At 63.7% G+C, this 15,261-nt stretch carries 15 protein-coding genes; 7 read left to right on the forward strand and 8 right to left on the reverse strand.

Features of this window, described 5'->3' with window-relative positions:
* Positions 1 to 43: 43 nt before the first annotated feature.
* Together AC1RZR_RS02020 and ilvD are read right to left on the reverse strand one after the other, a co-directional pair.
* Positions 44 to 1,336, reverse strand: coding sequence for an amidohydrolase family protein (locus AC1RZR_RS02020; RefSeq protein WP_481827485.1), 1,293 nt, complete (start codon positions 1,334 to 1,336; stop codon positions 44 to 46).
* Between the two features lie 86 nt (positions 1,337 to 1,422).
* The gene (ilvD, locus tag AC1RZR_RS02025) at positions 1,423 to 3,267 is read right to left on the reverse strand and encodes a dihydroxy-acid dehydratase (protein ID WP_481827486.1); all 1,845 of its coding nucleotides are present in this window, start codon (positions 3,265 to 3,267) and stop codon (positions 1,423 to 1,425) included.
* Positions 3,268 to 3,539: 272 nt separating this feature from the next.
* On the opposite strand from ilvD, the gene AC1RZR_RS02030 reads away from it, so the two are divergent.
* Entirely contained in the window at positions 3,540 to 4,010 is a 471-nt protein-coding gene (locus tag AC1RZR_RS02030; RefSeq protein WP_481827487.1) for a VOC family protein, read from the forward strand.
* Positions 4,011 to 4,047: 37 nt separating this feature from the next.
* Here AC1RZR_RS02030 and AC1RZR_RS02035 read toward each other — a convergent pair whose 3' ends face one another.
* Positions 4,048 to 5,640 (reverse strand): peptide chain release factor 3, encoded by a 1,593-nt coding sequence (locus tag AC1RZR_RS02035; protein ID WP_477272454.1) that lies wholly within the window; start codon positions 5,638 to 5,640, stop codon positions 4,048 to 4,050.
* A gap of 140 nt (positions 5,641 to 5,780) precedes the next feature.
* On the opposite strand from AC1RZR_RS02035, the gene AC1RZR_RS02040 reads away from it, so the two are divergent.
* On the forward strand, positions 5,781 to 6,854 hold the full coding sequence (locus AC1RZR_RS02040; RefSeq protein WP_481827488.1) for an NAD(P)/FAD-dependent oxidoreductase: 1,074 nt from the start codon (positions 5,781 to 5,783) through the stop codon (positions 6,852 to 6,854).
* On the opposite strand, the gene AC1RZR_RS02045 is transcribed toward AC1RZR_RS02040, so the two are convergent.
* The 3 genes from AC1RZR_RS02045 to AC1RZR_RS02055 all read right to left on the reverse strand — a co-directional run bounded on the left by AC1RZR_RS02045 (position 6,848) and on the right by AC1RZR_RS02055 (position 9,458).
* Complete coding sequence (locus AC1RZR_RS02045; RefSeq protein ID WP_481827489.1) at positions 6,848 to 8,221, reverse strand: amidase; 1,374 nt, start codon at positions 8,219 to 8,221, stop codon at positions 6,848 to 6,850. The two genes, AC1RZR_RS02040 and AC1RZR_RS02045, sit on opposite strands and share 7 nt — an antisense overlap.
* A 167-nt stretch (positions 8,222 to 8,388) precedes the next feature.
* Entirely contained in the window at positions 8,389 to 9,189 is an 801-nt protein-coding gene (locus AC1RZR_RS02050) for a class II glutamine amidotransferase (RefSeq protein WP_481827490.1), read from the reverse strand.
* A 14-nt stretch (positions 9,190 to 9,203) separates the two neighbouring features.
* Positions 9,204 to 9,458, reverse strand: a complete 255-nt coding sequence (locus tag AC1RZR_RS02055; RefSeq protein ID WP_481827491.1) for a DUF6356 family protein — start codon at positions 9,456 to 9,458, stop codon at positions 9,204 to 9,206.
* Positions 9,459 to 9,572: 114 nt separating this feature from the next.
* Between AC1RZR_RS02055 and AC1RZR_RS02060 the strand changes: the two genes are divergently transcribed.
* The 5 genes from AC1RZR_RS02060 (at position 9,573) to AC1RZR_RS02080 (ending at position 13,095) form a co-directional block, all read left to right on the forward strand.
* Complete coding sequence (locus tag AC1RZR_RS02060) at positions 9,573 to 10,043, forward strand: Lrp/AsnC family transcriptional regulator (protein ID WP_481827492.1); 471 nt, start codon at positions 9,573 to 9,575, stop codon at positions 10,041 to 10,043.
* A 78-nt stretch (positions 10,044 to 10,121) separates the two neighbouring features.
* Positions 10,122 to 10,607, forward strand: a complete 486-nt coding sequence (gene dut / locus AC1RZR_RS02065; RefSeq protein ID WP_477272444.1) for a dUTP diphosphatase — start codon at positions 10,122 to 10,124, stop codon at positions 10,605 to 10,607.
* Positions 10,607 to 11,266, forward strand: a complete 660-nt coding sequence (locus tag AC1RZR_RS02070; protein WP_481827493.1) for an HAD family hydrolase — start codon at positions 10,607 to 10,609, stop codon at positions 11,264 to 11,266. The genes dut and AC1RZR_RS02070 overlap by 1 nt, the downstream gene beginning before the upstream one ends.
* Before the next feature lie 90 nt (positions 11,267 to 11,356).
* Positions 11,357 to 12,211 carry a hypothetical protein gene (locus tag AC1RZR_RS02075; protein ID WP_481827494.1) on the forward strand — a complete coding sequence of 285 codons (855 nt, stop codon included), beginning with the start codon at positions 11,357 to 11,359 and terminating at the stop codon, positions 12,209 to 12,211.
* Positions 12,212 to 12,291: 80 nt separating this feature from the next.
* Entirely contained in the window at positions 12,292 to 13,095 is an 804-nt protein-coding gene (locus AC1RZR_RS02080; protein ID WP_477272438.1) for an isocitrate lyase/PEP mutase family protein, read from the forward strand.
* A 110-nt stretch (positions 13,096 to 13,205) separates the two neighbouring features.
* Here the strand turns inward: AC1RZR_RS02080 and AC1RZR_RS02085 are convergent, their stop codons facing one another.
* A complete protein-coding gene (locus tag AC1RZR_RS02085; RefSeq protein ID WP_477272436.1) occupies positions 13,206 to 13,901 on the reverse strand; it encodes a sulfate transporter family protein in 696 nt (231 codons plus the stop codon).
* A gap of 133 nt (positions 13,902 to 14,034) precedes the next feature.
* Complete coding sequence (locus AC1RZR_RS02090; RefSeq protein ID WP_481827495.1) at positions 14,035 to 14,952, reverse strand: DMT family transporter; 918 nt, start codon at positions 14,950 to 14,952, stop codon at positions 14,035 to 14,037.
* Positions 14,953 to 15,261 lie beyond the last annotated feature (309 nt).

The raw sequence follows: 15,261 nt of genomic DNA on the forward strand, positions 1-15,261 counted from the left end.
TCGGCAAGGCCAGAACCGGGGAATCGGCTGGGTCTGGCCTGTTCTATTGGGCCTGATGCGGCGTGAGGTGCCTGCGATTCACCAGGCCTGGCCTGCCCGGAATGGAAAGCCTGGTATCCTGCCTCATTCGCTCCGCCACCACCTTGCCCCTGGCGATGACGCACAGGCGCTCGGCGCGCAGGCGCAAAGCCTCGATCGGATTGCCGGCATCGAGGACGACAAGGCTGGCGCGCTTGCCGACCGCCAGGCCGAGATGATCGAGCCCCATGATCGACGCGTTGACATTGGTGACCATGTCGAAACAGCGCGCCATGTCGGCCGGGCTCGACATCTGGGCAACATGCAAGCCCATGAAGGCGACGTCGAGCATGTCGGCGGTGCCGAGCGAATACCAGGGATCGAGCACGCAATCCTGGCCCCAGCCGACGCGGATGCCCAGCGCCTGCATCTCCTTGACCCGGGTCATGCCCCGGCGCTTGGGGAAGGTGTCGTGGCGGCCCTGCAGCATGATGTTGATCAGCGGGTTGGGGATCGCCGAAACGCCCGCCTCGGCGATCATCGGCAAAAGCTTCGAGACATAGTAATTGTCCATCGAATGCATCGAGGTGAGGTGCGAGCCGGCGACCTTGCCCTGCAGGCCGAGGCGCTGCGTCTCATAGGCAAGCTGCTCGATATGGCGCGACAGCGGGTCGTCGGTCTCGTCGCAATGCAGGTCGACCATCAGACCGCGCCCTGCCGCGATCTCGCACAGCTCCGTCACCGAGCGCGTACCATCGGCCATGGTGCGCTCGAAGTGCGGAATGCCACCGACGATGTCGACGCCCATGTCGAGCGCGCGGATGGTGTTGTCGCGTGCCGTCGGCGAACGATAGAACCCGTCCTGCGGAAAGGCGACCAATTGCAGATCGATATACGGGGCGATCGTCTTCTTGACGTCGAGCAGGGCTTCGACCGCCAGCAGCCTGTCATCGCAGACATCGACATGGGTGCGGATGGCGAGCAGGCCCATCGACACCGCCCAGTCGCAATAGGCAAGCGCGCGGTCGCGCACCGCCTCATGCGTCAAAAGCGGCTTCAGTTCGCCCCACAGCGAAATGCCCTCCAGCAGCGTGCCCGACGCGTTGATGCGCGGAATGCCGTAGGAGAGCGTTGCGTCCATGTGGAAATGCGGGTCGACGAAGGGCGGCGAGACCAGATTGCCACTGGCATCGATCGTCGTGCCGGCAGCGACGTCGAGCTTCGGCTCAATCGCCGCGATCGTCTCGCCGATGATGCCGATGTCGGCGACCCTGCCATCAGGCAGCGTGCCGCCGCGAACGATAAGGTCGAAATCCATCTGTCGTCATCCCGCTTGAAAGAACCATCCGGCGCCGTCCGGCGCGGCTTTTCCTTCTCCCACAAGGGAAGAAGGAAAAGGCGGGCCTATTCAGGCACGAACCTGACCGCGCCCTTGGCCGCGCTGGTCGCCATCGCGGCATAGGCGCGCAAGGCTGTCGTCACCTTGCGCTTGCGCTTTTCCTCGGGCTTCCAGGCAGCCGTGCCCTTGGCATCCATGGCCGCCCGGCGGCTGGCGAGTTCAGCATCGCCGACGGCGAGACGGATGGTCCGGTTCGGGATGTCGATCTCGACCGTATCGCCCTCCTGCACCAGGCCGATCAAACCGCCCTCGGCCGCCTCAGGCGAGACATGGCCGATCGACAGACCCGAGGTGCCGCCGGAAAAGCGACCGTCGGTGACCAGTGCGCAGGCTTTGCCCAGCCCCTTCGACTTCAGATAGCTGGTCGGGTAGAGCATCTCCTGCATGCCGGGGCCGCCGCGCGGTCCCTCATAGCGGATGACGACGACATCGCCGGCCTTGATCTCGTTGGACAGGATCGCCTTGACGCTGGCGTCCTGGCTTTCGAACACCCGCGCCGGGCCGGTGAACTTCAGGATCGACTCGTCGACGCCGGCGGTCTTCACGATGCAGCCGTCGAGCGCCAGATTGCCTTTCAGCACGGCAAGGCCGCCATCCTTTGAGAAGGGATGCTGGGCTGAGCGGATGACACCCTTTTCGCGGTCGAGGTCGAGCTCGTCCCAGCGGCGGTCCTGGCTAAAGGCGACCTGCGTCGGCACACCACCAGGTGCGGCGAGGAAGAAATCACGCACGCTGTGGCTGGTCGAGCGGGATATATCCCAATGGTCGAGTGCGTCACCCAGCGTCCGCGTGTGCACGGTCGGCAGGTCGCGGTTGATCAAGCCGGCATTGTCGAGCTGGCCGAGGATGGCAAAAATGCCGCCGGCGCGGTGGACGTCTTCCATGTGGACATCGGACTTGGCGGGAGCCACCTTGCACAGCACCGGCACCTTGCGTGAGAGCGCGTCGATGTCATCCTGATCGAAGTCGATTTCGCCCTCATGCGCGGCGGCGAGGATGTGCAGCACGGTGTTGGTCGAGCCGCCCATGGCGATGTCGAGCGCCATGGCGTTCTCGAAGGCGCCTTTCGAGGCGATGTTGCGCGGCAGCGCCGTCTCGTCATCCTGCTCGTAATAACGCTGGGCGAGATCGACGATCAGGTGGCCGGCCTCGACGAACAGCCGCTTGCGGTCGGCATGCGTGGCCAGCGTCGAGCCGTTGCCGGGCAGCGAGAGACCCAGCGCCTCGGTCAAACAATTCATCGAATTGGCGGTGAACATGCCGGAGCAGGAGCCGCAGGTCGGACAGGCCGAGCGTTCGATGACCTTGACGTCCTCATCGGAAATCTTGTCGTCGGCGGCCGCCACCATGGCGTCGACGAGGTCGAGCGCCTGCGTCTTGCCGGCGAGCACCACCTTGCCGGCTTCCATCGGGCCGCCGGAAACGAAGACGGTCGGGATGTTGAGACGCAGCGACGCCATCAGCATGCCGGGTGTGATCTTGTCGCAATTGGAGATGCAGACCATGGCGTCGGCGCAGTGGGCGTTCACCATGTATTCGACCGAGTCGGCGATCAGCTCGCGCGACGGCAGCGAATAGAGCATGCCGTCATGGCCCATGGCGATGCCGTCATCGACGGCGATGGTGTTGAATTCCTTGGCAACGCCGCCGGCCTTCTCGATCTCGCGCGCGACCAGCTGGCCAAGGTCCTTCAGGTGGACATGGCCCGGCACGAACTGCGTGAAGGAATTGACCACCGCGATGATCGGCTTGCCGAAATCGGAATCCTTCATACCGGTGGCGCGCCAGAGGCCGCGTGCGCCGGCCATGTTGCGGCCATGGGTGGTGGTGCGGGAGCGATAGGCAGGCATGAATTTTCCTTGGCTGGCTGGCTGCGCTCGATGCGGAGCGTGGCGGCGCTGAATTCGGACCGCAGGCGTTATAGACGCGCAAGCCTGGTCTGGCCACAATTTTGCGATGCGCCAGATTCTTCGAAAACCCGGTTTCTGCGAAAAAATTGCAGACCGCTGTCGGATTGCGCGCCGCACGCCCGTCCTTGGACAAACGGCAAGGGAATGGCACCCCATTCTCGGAGTGAGCCGTTTCACCATAGCAGCAACCGAAACAGCGTGAGGAGCACGACATGCAAAAGATCACCACCTGCCTGTGGTTCGATGGCCAGGCCGAAGAGGCCATGAACCTTTACACCTCCATCTTCAAGAATTCGAAGGTGCTGAGCGTGATGCGTTGGCCCAAGGGCCACGCCGATGAAGGCAAAGTGCTGGTCGCCTCGTTCGAGCTCGACGGCGTGCCGTTCCAGGCGCTCAATGGTGGACCGCAATACAAGTTTACCGAGGCAATGTCGCAGTCGATCGACTGCAAGACGCAGGAAGAGGTCGACCATTTCTGGACCAGGCTCACGGAGGGCGGCGGCGAGCCCGGCCCGTGCGGCTGGTTGAAGGACAGGTTCGGCGTCTCCTGGCAGGTCGTGCCCGAGCAACTGCCCAGGCTGCTTCAGGATCCGGACGGGGCCAAGGCTGGCCGGGTCATGTCTGCTATGATGCAGATGGGCAAGATCGACATCGCCAAGATCGAAGAGGCAGCGAAGGGGTGAGTAGGTCGGGCCAGAGATTGCCGGCGCGCCGGCAGGTTCAAGCCGCCTTGTCGCGGACCTGATAGTCCTTGATCGTGGCGAAGCGGATCGCTTTCCAGCGTTCCGCTTCGTAATTGAGCGAGAAGGCGTGCTGGGCGAGGAACACCGGATCGTTGTCGAGGTCGCGGGCGATGTCGCCACGATGCGCCTCGATGAAACGCAGAACCTCCGCCTTGTCGTCGGCTGAGATCCAGCGGCAGACGGAAAAGCGCGACATTTCGAACTCGACCGGCAGCGTGTATTCGAAGTTCAGCCGCTCCTTCAAGACGTCGAGCTGCAGCGCGCCGACGACGCCGACGATGGCCGGCGAGCCGTCCTCGGGCGAAAACAGCTGCACGACCCCCTCTTCGGCCATCTGGTGCAGCGCTTCCTTCAGCTTCTTGGCCTTCATCGCGTCGCCGAGGCGGACACGGCGCAGGATTTCCGGGGCGAAGTTCGGCACGCCGCGGAACAGGATTTCCTCACCCTCGGTCAGCGTGTCGCCGATGCGCAGCGTACCGTGATTGGGGATGCCGACGACATCGCCGGCAAACGCCTCGTCGGCTGTGACGCGGGTGCGGGCAAAGAAGAATTGTGGCGCCGACAAGGACATCGGCTTGCCGGTGCGCACGAGCTTGGCCTTCATGCCGCGTTCGAGCTTGCCCGAACAGACGCGGACGAAGGCGATGCGGTCGCGGTGGTTGGGATCCATGTTGGCCTGGATCTTGAAGACGAACGACGTCATCTTGTCCTCGGTCGCCTCGACCTTGCGGGTGTCGGCTTCCTGCGCACGCGGCGGCGGGCCGTAGGCGCCGAGCGCCTCGATCAGGTCGCGGACGCCATAATTGCGCAGCGCCGAGCCGAAATAGACCGGCGTCAGATGGCCTTCGCGAAAAGCGTCGATGTCGAGCGGACGGCAAGCTTCGCGCGCCAGTTCCAGTTCCTCGATGAAGGCTTCGCGCTCGTTCTCCGGCAGCAGCCCGGCGACTCGATTGGAATCGGGACCGTTGACCGGCGTGCGTTCCTTCTCGTCGTCGCCCCTGCGCACGGCGTTCAGCGCCAGATGATAGGTGCCTGAAAACGTCTTGCCGCGGCCGATCGGCCAGGTGATGGGTGCTGTGTCCAGCGCCAGCTTCTGCTCGATCTCGTCCAAAATCTCGAACGGATCGCGGCTTTCGCGGTCCATCTTGTTGACGAAGGTGATGATCGGGATGTCGCGCAGCCGGCAGACCTCGAACAGTTTCAGCGTGCGCGGCTCGATGCCCTTGGCGGCATCGATGACCATGACCGCGCTGTCGACCGCCGACAGCGTGCGATAGGTGTCGTCGGCAAAATCCTCGTGGCCGGGCGTGTCGAGCAGGTTGAAGACATTGTCCTCGTATTCGAACGTCATCACCGAGGTAACGACCGAAATGCCGCGCTCGCGCTCGATCTTCATCCAGTCGGACCGGGTCTGGATCTTGTCTTTCTTGGCCTTGACCTCGCCGGCAAGCTGGATGGCGCCGCCGAACAGCAGCAGCTTTTCGGTGAGCGTCGTCTTGCCGGCGTCCGGGTGCGCGATGATCGCGAAGGTGCGGCGGCGGGATACCGCTTGTTCGATGTCTTCAGCCAATGTCTGGAATCCTGTCTGTGGCGCGGGCTTCTAGCAGTGCATTTCCAGCCTGTCGAACAGATTTGACCGGATCGGCCTGCTGGCACTTGAGATAGGCCCGCCGCGATGGCATCAAAAGATCCGTTCGGCAGAGGTTCAGCATGAGTGCAGTCAAGCAAGTGATCGTCATCGGCGCCGGGATCATCGGTGCCTCCATCGCCTGGCATCTGACCAAGGCGGGTGCCCAGGTGACGGTCATCGCCGAGAGCGCCGCCGGCGGAGTTGCGACGCCGAACTCGTTCGCCTGGATCAACGCCAGCCGGGGCAATCCGGAGCCCTATTTCCGTCTGCGCATCCGCGCGATGGCCGAATGGTCGCGGCTGGCGCGAGACCTGCCCGAAATTCCGCTCAGCTGGTGCGGCGGCTTGTGCTGGGATTTGTCGGCGGCGGCGATGGAAACCTACGCCACCGAGCATTCATCCTGGGGCTACGGCATCAGCCAAGTCGACCGGGCCGGCGTTGCGCGCATCGAGCCCAATCTCGCCGAGCTTCCCGACGCCGCCTTGCATGTCGCCGAAGAGGGTGTCGCCGAACCGGTGGCCGCCACCAAGGCGCTGCTGGCCGATGCCGAACGACGCGGAGCGCGGATCATCTCCAGCACGGTCACGGCGCTGGTCCAGACCGGCGGCAGGATTACCGGGGTGGACACCTCGCATGGCCTGATGGCCGCCGACGAGGTGGTGATCGCGGCCGGCGTCGGCTCGCCGGATATTGCCGCGACGGCTGGTATCAACCTGCCGATCGAGACGCCGCCCGGGCTGATCGTCCATTCGCGGCCTTGCAAGAAACTGCTCAATGGCCTGGTGCTGGCCGAGCGGCTGCACATGCGCCAGACGGCGGAGGGTCGCATCATCGCCGGCTCGGATTTCGGCGGCGCCGATCCGGGCATGGATGCTGAAATCACGGCCAGCGAGCTGTTTGCGACCCTGCAAGGCAGTTTGCGCGGCGGCGACGAACTGGAGCTGGACTTCCACACGGTCGGCTACCGGCCAACCCCGATAGATGGCTTTCCGATCATCGGCCGCGCTGAAGGCATGGACGGTGTCTACGTCGCCGTCATGCATTCCGGCATCACGCTGGCGCCGGCTGTCGGCCTGTTCGCCGCACGGGAAATCCTCGACGGCGACAGCGACCCGCTGCTGGGCGCTTACGGATTGTCGCGCTTCGCTCAATAGCCAGGCGGACGGCGAAAGCCACCGGTCAACGGTTCGATTGCCCTGGCGATGCCGAGCAGCCGCGATTCCGACCAGCGTTTGCCGACCAGTTGCAGGCCGATCGGCAAGCCGTCGCTATCCTGTCCGCACGGCATCGAAAGTGCCGGATGACCGCTGTAGTTGAACACCGCTCCATAGGCCGGCAGCATCCAGTAGCTCTGCCCGTTTCCATCGACCTGGATCGGCGTGCCGGGCTCGCAATGCGGGAAGGCTGTGGTCATGGCGACCGGACAGAGCAGCGCATCCCAGCTTTCGAAGAACTGGTCCCAGGCGAGAATGGATCTGTCACGGCGTGCGAGCGCCTCGAACCAGCGAGACACCGGCGTCGGAGCCTCCGGTGGCTCGGGTTGCGCGGCCTCCATCATCATGCCGATCAGCGCCCCGCCCTGCTCCAAATCATCATGCAAATCGAGCTTTGGGAGTTTCGCTTCCTCGACGATCGCTCCTGCCGATTGCAGCTGCCTGGCGAGGTTTTCGACTGCCGCGCTGATCGCGCCAGCCACCGGAAACCCGGGAAAGGACGGCGCGAAGGCGACGCGCAGTGTCTTGAGGCTGAGCTTCGGCATGTCCTCGACCGGCACCGGCGCAAGATCGGTGTCGCTTCCGTCGGGCCCGGCTATGATCCCGTAGATAAGTGCCAGGTCCTCGGTACTGCGCGCCAGCGGGCCGAGGCAGGACATCAACCGCACGTTGCGCGCGGCAGCGCCCGGATCGGGGAAGGCGCCGGCCAGCGAGACGCGATGTTCGGTCGGTTTGAGGCCATAGACACCGCAGAAGGCGGCAGGCAGGCGGATCGAATCCTGCATGTCGGTGCCGACATCGAAGGGTGTCATCCCTGCGCAAAGCGCCGCCGCCGCACCACCGCTGGAGCCACCCGCCGTGCGCTGGAGGTTCCAGGGATTGCAGGTGCGGCCGAACAGTGGATTTTTCGACTGCCAGTCCGACAGCATGACCGCGACATTGGTCTTGGCCATCAGCAGGCCGCCGGCTGCCTTCAGCCGGGCAGCGACCGGGCTGTCCCGTCTGGCGACATAGTCGGCGAAGGGCGGGAAGCCGACCGTGGTCTTCATGCCTGCCGTCTCATGCATGTCCTTCAGCGTGAACGGCACGCCGTGCAGTGGCCCGAATGCGGCGCCGCGCGCTTGGGCTGCGTCGGCCTTTTTGGCGCGCTCGCGGGCGCCCTCCCGGTCGAGCGAAATGACGGCGTTGACCGCCTCATTGTGCTTGTCGATCTGTGCCAGATGCGCGTCGAGCGCTTCGACGGCCGAGATTTTCCGTGTGGCGATCGCGGCGGCCTGTTCGACGGTCGAGGAAAAGACGAGGTCCATGACGAATGCTCCGGCTTGGCCGCGCTCGTCCCGTCAAGATGGCGGACAGCGGCGCGAGTTCAAGACTTCAAGCGGAGTGGAGCACTGCAGGGTCCGCCGCGTTTGATCGGAATTGCGCTGCGGTCGATAGAGGTCGGATCTGTCCCGCGACTTGTTGCAATTTGCAACTAGACGGCCAGTGCCAGCCTTGCCGATGCCGGAGCAAAGGGACGGATGGTGATGCCGTCCCTGGTCATGGTGACGAAGCTCGATGGCGGGATCGCCTGCCAGTCGCCGCCCTCGCGGTCGAAGGGTTCGGAAACGATGCAGCGGCCGCCGCCCTTGCGCAAGACGGAGGTGTAGAGCGTCGGGGCGTGGGCGTCGGTGGCATAGCGCACCGCATGCAGCGCCTGCCCGTCCGAAAAGGCGGCGGTGAGTTTCAACGCCGGCTCGAGGCCGGCGCGGCGCGAGGCGTCGAGCACCCGGCTGGTGGCGCGTGAGACGGCGCCTTGAGGATCGGCGGCCAATCCCTCGTCAATCATCAGGAGAAAAAACAGTTCGGAATCGGTGGTGCCTTCGCGCTGGTCAAAGACGGCGTCGGACAGCGAATTCTCCAGCGCGCGGCGTATCTTTTCGAAGCCGCCGATCTGGCCGTTGTGCATGAACGACCAGCGGCCCGAAATGAAGGGATGGCAGTTCATGCGGCTGGTGGCGCCGCCGGTCGAGGCCCGCACATGGGCCAGGAATAGGCCGGATTTGATCTGCCGGCACAGGCTCTTCAGATTGGGATCGGACCAGGCCGGCAGGATATCGCGGTACAGACCCGGCTCCGGACGGTCGCCATACCAGGCAAGGCCGAAACCGTCGCCATTGGTCGGCGATTTCGCTTCCTGGGCGCAATGGCTCTGGGCTATCAGCGAGTGACAGGGCGCCGTGAGGATGTCTTCGAGAAAGACCGCTTCACCGAAATAGGCCGCCCACCGGCACATCGCTCTGTCGTCCTCTAGGCACGATCCGGAAGCGCCGAGGGGCCTTCGATCGTGCGTGTGCCTCTGTTGTGCGTCCGCTCGTAAAGCTCGCGGACGATTCGGCTGGCGGTAGTCTCAAACAGAAATGGCAAGAAAGCGTGAACGAGTGCGGCACCCGCCGCCATCATCAACCGCGACGAGAACCAGGCGGCAAAGGCCATATGGCCGAAATAGGTTTCGCCGACCTTGGCCGGATGCGAGGTGAAGATCTTTGCGAGCCGTGCCGACATGCTGGTTCCCCTTCAGTGCTTGAGTTCCTGATATGAGTATCCTGACACGCTTTGCCGGTTCATCGGTCTCAAAATGTCCTTGTATTTGGCCATTCGATGGGACAAACATCCCACATGGCGCTGGAAATCGATGAAATCGACCGAAAATTGCTGACTGAATTGCAGCGCGACGGCACGCTGTCGGTCGACCAGTTGTCGGAACGGGTGACCTTGTCGCGCAATGCCTGCTGGCGCCGGGTGAAGCGGCTTGAGGAGGATGGCGTCATCACCGGCCGCGTGGCGTTGGTCGATGCCGAAAGGCTCGGGCTTGGCCTTTCGGTATTCATCCTGATCCGTACGTCCAACCACGACCCGGACTGGCTGCAGAAATTCCGGGCCGCGGTGACCGGCTTTCCCGAGATCACCGGCGTCTATCGCATGTCCGGTGACCTCGACTATGTGCTGCGCGCCCGCGTCGCCGACGTGAAGGCCTATGACCGGCTGTATCAGCGGCTCATCGCCAAGGTGGCGCTTTCGGATGTTTCCGCCTCCTTCGTGATGGAGGAGATCAAGGAGACGACGGTTGTTCCGATGGTCATGCCATAGTGATGCCCGAAAGAAAGCCGTTGATAGCGCCAGAGCCGAGTTGACCGAATCGCCGTTCGCGCCGATAGGATCGATTTTATGCGCGCAGCCCTTCAAACTCCCTCCGTCATCGGTCCGACCGTCGGCTTCGTCAGGTTGCCGCACGGTGAAGGACTTCCCCTCCCCGCCTATGAAAGCACCGGTGCGGCCGGCATGGATCTGCGAGCCGCGGTGCCCGACGACCGGCCGCTGCTGATCCTGCCGGGAAAGCGCGCACTGGTGCCGACCGGGCTGATCCTGGAAATTCCCGAAGGCATGGAAGGCCAGGTCCGGCCACGCTCTGGCCTCGCCTTCAAACATGGCCTTACCGTCCTCAACACACCCGGCACCATCGACAGCGACTATCGCGGCGAGGTGAAGGTGCTGCTGATCAATCTCGGCGACGAGGATTTCGCGGTGACGCGCGGCATGCGCATCGCCCAGATCGTTTTTGCGACGGTGACGCAGGCGGCGGTGGAAGAGCGGACATTGGCCGGCGGCACGGCGCGTGGCTCGGGCGGGTTCGGATCGACCGGCACCGCCTGATGCAAATTCCGAAACTTGTTATCTTCGACTGCGACGGGATTCTGGTCGATACCGAGAATCTCGCCAATCGACGCCTCGCTGAATGGCTGAGCGCTGCTGGCTATCCGACAAGCTTCGAATATTGCCGCAAGAATTTCTCCGGCCGCAGCATGGCGTCGGTGCAGAAGCAGATCGAAGAGGAAACCAGCGTCAGGCTCGGCGCCGGTTTCGTCGATCGCTGGAATGCCGGACTGCCGGACCTGTTCGCCCACGGGGTCGAGGCGATCCCTTACGTCCGCGAGTTTGTCGAAAAGGTGCGTTCGGCCGGTATCGCCTATTGCGTCGCCACCTCTGCCCGGGTGTCGAAGATGCACATCACGCTTGGCCAGACCGGGCTGCTGCCACTGTTCGAACATGCAATGTTCAGCTCGACCATGGTCGGCCGCGGCAAGCCGTTCCCCGACCTGTTCCTGCATGCGGCGAAGACCATGGGCTTTACGCCTGCCGACTGCATCGTCATCGAGGACAGCGTCGCCGGCACACAAGCCGGCATCGCCGCCGGCATGCGGGTGTTCTCCTATCATGGAGACCCTTATTCCGACCGCGACGGCCTGATCCAGGCCGGCGGCATCCTGTTCGACGACATGCGCGAACTGGCCGGGCTGGTGCCGATCCACTGATCCGCGGCCGCTGCCCGCTGGGTTGACGGACGGACTGGACGCCCCGGACCGCTATGCTACCTTCCGCGCGCCCGACAGCCCGAGGCGCCCATGCCAACGAACCTGCTTCGCTTCATCGTCGCCCTGATGCTGCTGCCGTTCTTGTGGACCGCGGCGGATGCGCAAGCCGTCAGCTTCCCGGACCTCGCCAGCCCGTTGCCGGGCCACAAGGACGTCAACTATCTCGACCTGGCGAGGATGGTCATTCCAGATCTCGCCGCAGACAAGGACGGCTTCTACAAAGGCGGGTTGCCGATCAAGATGCGGCATATCGAGGGGCCGGATAGTGGCGGTTCGCCGCCAGAGACATCGGGCTTTTCCAGTGCCGGATTGCTTGCCATCAAGGCCGGCGGCAAGGACCGGCTGACGATGCTGTTCGACCTCGGCGATTCTCCCGACAGCGCCGAAGGTTATGCGGTGCTGGCGCTGTACGACATTGCCGGCAAGCCGACGCTTCTCGACGCCGTCAATGTCGCCGTCGACCGTGGCACCTATTTCCGCGAACCCGGCAAGCTTTCGGTCAGCGCCAACGATGACGTCCTCATCACCATGAGCATGCATTTCAATTCGAACCAAAACTATGTGATCACGCCGCTGATCATGGTCCGCGACGACAAGTTCGAACTGATCGACATGATCTATACGTTCGATGAAAAGCTGTGCGCCTACAGCCGCAAGCAGGATGTGGCGTTCGAGACCATCGCCAACGGGCAACCCTATACCGCCATCAAGGTGACGGTGACAGACAGCACCGTGCCCGGCGAAGAAAGCTGCGACGACGCCCCGCCCGAAGCGGCATCGCAGGACATTTCGGTCACCTATCGCTGGGACTCAAAAACGTCGCGCTACGTCAAGGATTCCGACGCGCTGGACAGATTGGCAGCAGAGAACGAGAAACGCTTCTGAACCAAGCGCATTCGTTTGCCCGGGCAAGGAGGGCAAGCTAGAATCCTCTCCGCCACGCCGCACATGATGGGGGAACTACCATGGACAAGGGCAAGATCTTTCGTGACCTGCATGCCTCGACTTTCGTCATGCCCAATCCCTGGGACGTCGGCACGACGAAGCTGCTGGATTCGTTCGGCTTCAAGGCGCTGGCGACGACCAGCGCCGGCTTTGCCTTTTCGCGCGGCCTGCCGGACGGGTCGGTGACCTTCGAGGCGATGATCCATCATTGCCGCGAAGTGACGGCGGCGACCAGCCTGCCGGTCTCGGCCGACCTCGAGAAAGGCAAGGGCGACAGCGCCGAGCGTGCCGCCGAAACCATCTTCGCGGCCGAAGCGGCCGGCCTTGCCGGCTGCTCGATCGAGGACCACACCGGCGATCCGGACAAGCCGATCTATGATTTCTCGCACGCCGTCGAGCGCGTCGCGGCGGCCGTTGAGGCGGCGCGTGCGTTGAAGCGCGATTTCGTCTTCACGGCTCGCGCCGAGAATTTCCTGTGGGGCAAGTCCGACCTTGACGACACGATCAAGCGGCTGCAGGCCTTCGAGAAGGCCGGCGCCGACGTGCTTTATGCGCCAGGCATCGGCGATGTCGAGATGGTCCGCACGATCTGCTCGGCGGTAAGCAAGCCGGTCAACGTCATGGCGAGGCCCGATTTCACCATTACCGATCTCGCCACGGCCGGCGTCAAACGCATTTCGCTCGGGCCGTGGCTGACCAATTTTGCCTATGGCATGCTGGAAACGGCAGCACGCGAGATCCAGCAGGACGGAACGTTCGGCTTTACCCGCGCCGCCATGCCGTTCGGCAAATTGCAGGCGCTGTTTGCCAAATCTTCAACTTGAAAGAGGCCTGTCGCATGACGCTTGCCGTCGTCGACGGGCGGCGGGCCGCTGAGAACCGTGACGAGTTCGGACGCGGATTTCTCCTTCGCCAAATTCGCCGATATTCAGGTCTAGCCAGCTTCCCGTGCCGAAATCGCCTTGTGCAGATGCACCATCATGGCGGCGGCGAACAGCGGCGTCACCAGGTTGAGCAGCGGCACGGCGAGGAAGGCTGATATGACTAGCCCGGCGAGAAACACTGTGCCGGCATAGTGCCTGCGCAAGGCCCTGGCCTCTTCTTCCGGGCGAAAGCGCATGGCCGCGAATTCGAAGAACTCGCGGCCGAGCAGATAACCATTGACGATGAAGAAGGCGGCAATGTTGACACCCGGCACCAAGAGAAGCAGCAGGGCGACGATGTTGCCGAGGATGACGACGCCCAGGAACCTGGCTGACAAGACCAGCGAGCGCAGCGCGGGCATGGCGCGTCCGGTCGGATCGCGGGGATAGTCGGTGCGTTCGACCACCTCGGCGATGTCGTCGAGAAACAAGCCGGCAACGATCGCCGTCACCGGTGCGATGAGCAACGCCATGCCGAAGGCCAGCGCGATGGCGGCGATGATGCCGCCCAGCGCGCCGGCCCAGGACGGCATACCGGGCAGCAGCGCGTGGAGCCATGGCAGGGCCAGCCACTCGACGAAGCTGGTGAGCCCGAACCACAAGGCCACCAGCGCCAGCAAGGTCAAGCCCAGCGTCTTGATGAACACCGAACGGAACTCGGGCGAGAACAACTGGCCGGCGGCGGCGCGGGCGGCGCTTGAGATCACGGTGCTTCCAACCTCTTGTCGAACGGGTCGCCTCGGAGATAGGCGAGGCGCCCGGCCGTCACAAGCGCCGATGGCTCTTTGTCTTGACGCAATTCCGGACGGAAAACCGCTTCACACTTTTCCTGGAATTGCGTTATCGAGCGAGTGCCGGCTTTCGAACCGGGATGGTCATCGCCGCGACGCCGGCGACAACAAAACCCATGCCAAGCCACGCCGTCGACCCAAGGCTTTCGCCGAGAAAGACGGCGCCGATGCCGACGCCGATCGGCACGCGCAGATAGGCTTGCGAGGTGGTGCCGACCGAGCCCAGTGTGTGGATGAGGCGGAAATAGATGACGAAGGCCAGCGCGGTAGAAAACACCGACAGGCCGAGCAAGGCCAGGATCGAGGCCGTCGACGGTGTCAGCGTCCAGGGCTGGTCGACCATCAGGCTGAGCGGCACCAACATGATGGCGCCGCAGAGCATCGAACCGGCGGCGGGCAGCATCGGATCGAGGCCCTTGAAGCCACGGCCGAAAATCGCCGCAGCGGCATAGCAGATCGTCGCCGCGACGATTGCCAGTTGCGCCCAGAGCTCGTGACCGAGACCATCCAGCGCCTCGGTGCCGATGATGAGACAGATGCCGGCGATGCCGGCGCCGACGCCAATCAGTTTGCGCAACGTGACCGGTTCATGGCGGGTGATGAGCGCGGTCAGCAGGAAGGTGAAGATCGGCGAGGTCGCGTTGAGGATGGTGGCGAGGCCTGCGTCAACCGAGCGTTCGGCCGCAGCGATCAGCGTGAACGGCACGACGCTGTTGAGGCATGCCTGGAAGGCGAAGCGGCGCCAGCTTGCCGTGCCGCCCGGGATGGTGAGCCCACGCCAGCGGATGATGACGAACAGGATACCGCCGGCAATCAGGGTGCGCGCGGCAATGAACGTGACCGGCGGGATCGTTTCGACACCGATCTTGATGAAGGTATAGGAGGCGCCCCAAAGCACCGCCAGCACGGCGAGCAGCGCCAGGTCGGTCGTCATATCGTTCTTTGTCGGCCCGTTTTTTGTCGGCATGGACTGGCTCGCCTTCGAAAAATGATCGGCTGATCAGGCTTGTAGGCGGCGCCGCGATGAAATGCTTCGGCCACGGTCGAATTGTCATAGCGCCTCGTTGCAGATGCGTCTTTGTTCCGGCCTGATCCGTTGAAGTTGCGCGCTCGAAGGATGGGGTGAGGTTCAGGTCAGGCCGAGTCGAAAACGGTGGGGTCCGAGAACCGGGGCGGACCGTACTTTCTGTACGTGAGCACCGGAAGCCAGGTACCACCGTTTGCAGGCCGGCATCACCTGAATATCAACACACCCTAGGCAAACCGGTTTCAAATC

Source organism: Mesorhizobium bavaricum (genome assembly GCF_056781655.1).

Coding starts and splice junctions, on each gene's coding strand:
- AC1RZR_RS02020 (WP_481827485.1), bottom strand. CDS start 1,336: ATGGATTTCGACCTTATCGTTCGCGGCGGCACGCTGCCTGATGGCAGG.
- ilvD (WP_481827486.1), bottom strand. CDS start 3,267: ATGCCTGCCTATCGCTCCCGCACCACCACCCATGGCCGCAACATGGCC.
- AC1RZR_RS02030 (WP_481827487.1), top strand. CDS start 3,540: ATGCAAAAGATCACCACCTGCCTGTGGTTCGATGGCCAGGCCGAAGAG.
- AC1RZR_RS02040 (WP_481827488.1), top strand. CDS start 5,781: ATGAGTGCAGTCAAGCAAGTGATCGTCATCGGCGCCGGGATCATCGGT.
- AC1RZR_RS02045 (WP_481827489.1), bottom strand. CDS start 8,221: ATGGACCTCGTCTTTTCCTCGACCGTCGAACAGGCCGCCGCGATCGCC.
- AC1RZR_RS02050 (WP_481827490.1), bottom strand. CDS start 9,189: ATGTGCCGGTGGGCGGCCTATTTCGGTGAAGCGGTCTTTCTCGAAGAC.
- AC1RZR_RS02055 (WP_481827491.1), bottom strand. CDS start 9,458: ATGTCGGCACGGCTCGCAAAGATCTTCACCTCGCATCCGGCCAAGGTC.
- AC1RZR_RS02060 (WP_481827492.1), top strand. CDS start 9,573: ATGGCGCTGGAAATCGATGAAATCGACCGAAAATTGCTGACTGAATTG.
- dut (WP_477272444.1), top strand. CDS start 10,122: ATGCGCGCAGCCCTTCAAACTCCCTCCGTCATCGGTCCGACCGTCGGC.
- AC1RZR_RS02070 (WP_481827493.1), top strand. CDS start 10,607: ATGCAAATTCCGAAACTTGTTATCTTCGACTGCGACGGGATTCTGGTC.
- AC1RZR_RS02075 (WP_481827494.1), top strand. CDS start 11,357: ATGCCAACGAACCTGCTTCGCTTCATCGTCGCCCTGATGCTGCTGCCG.
- AC1RZR_RS02080 (WP_477272438.1), top strand. CDS start 12,292: ATGGACAAGGGCAAGATCTTTCGTGACCTGCATGCCTCGACTTTCGTC.
- AC1RZR_RS02090 (WP_481827495.1), bottom strand. CDS start 14,952: ATGCCGACAAAAAACGGGCCGACAAAGAACGATATGACGACCGACCTG.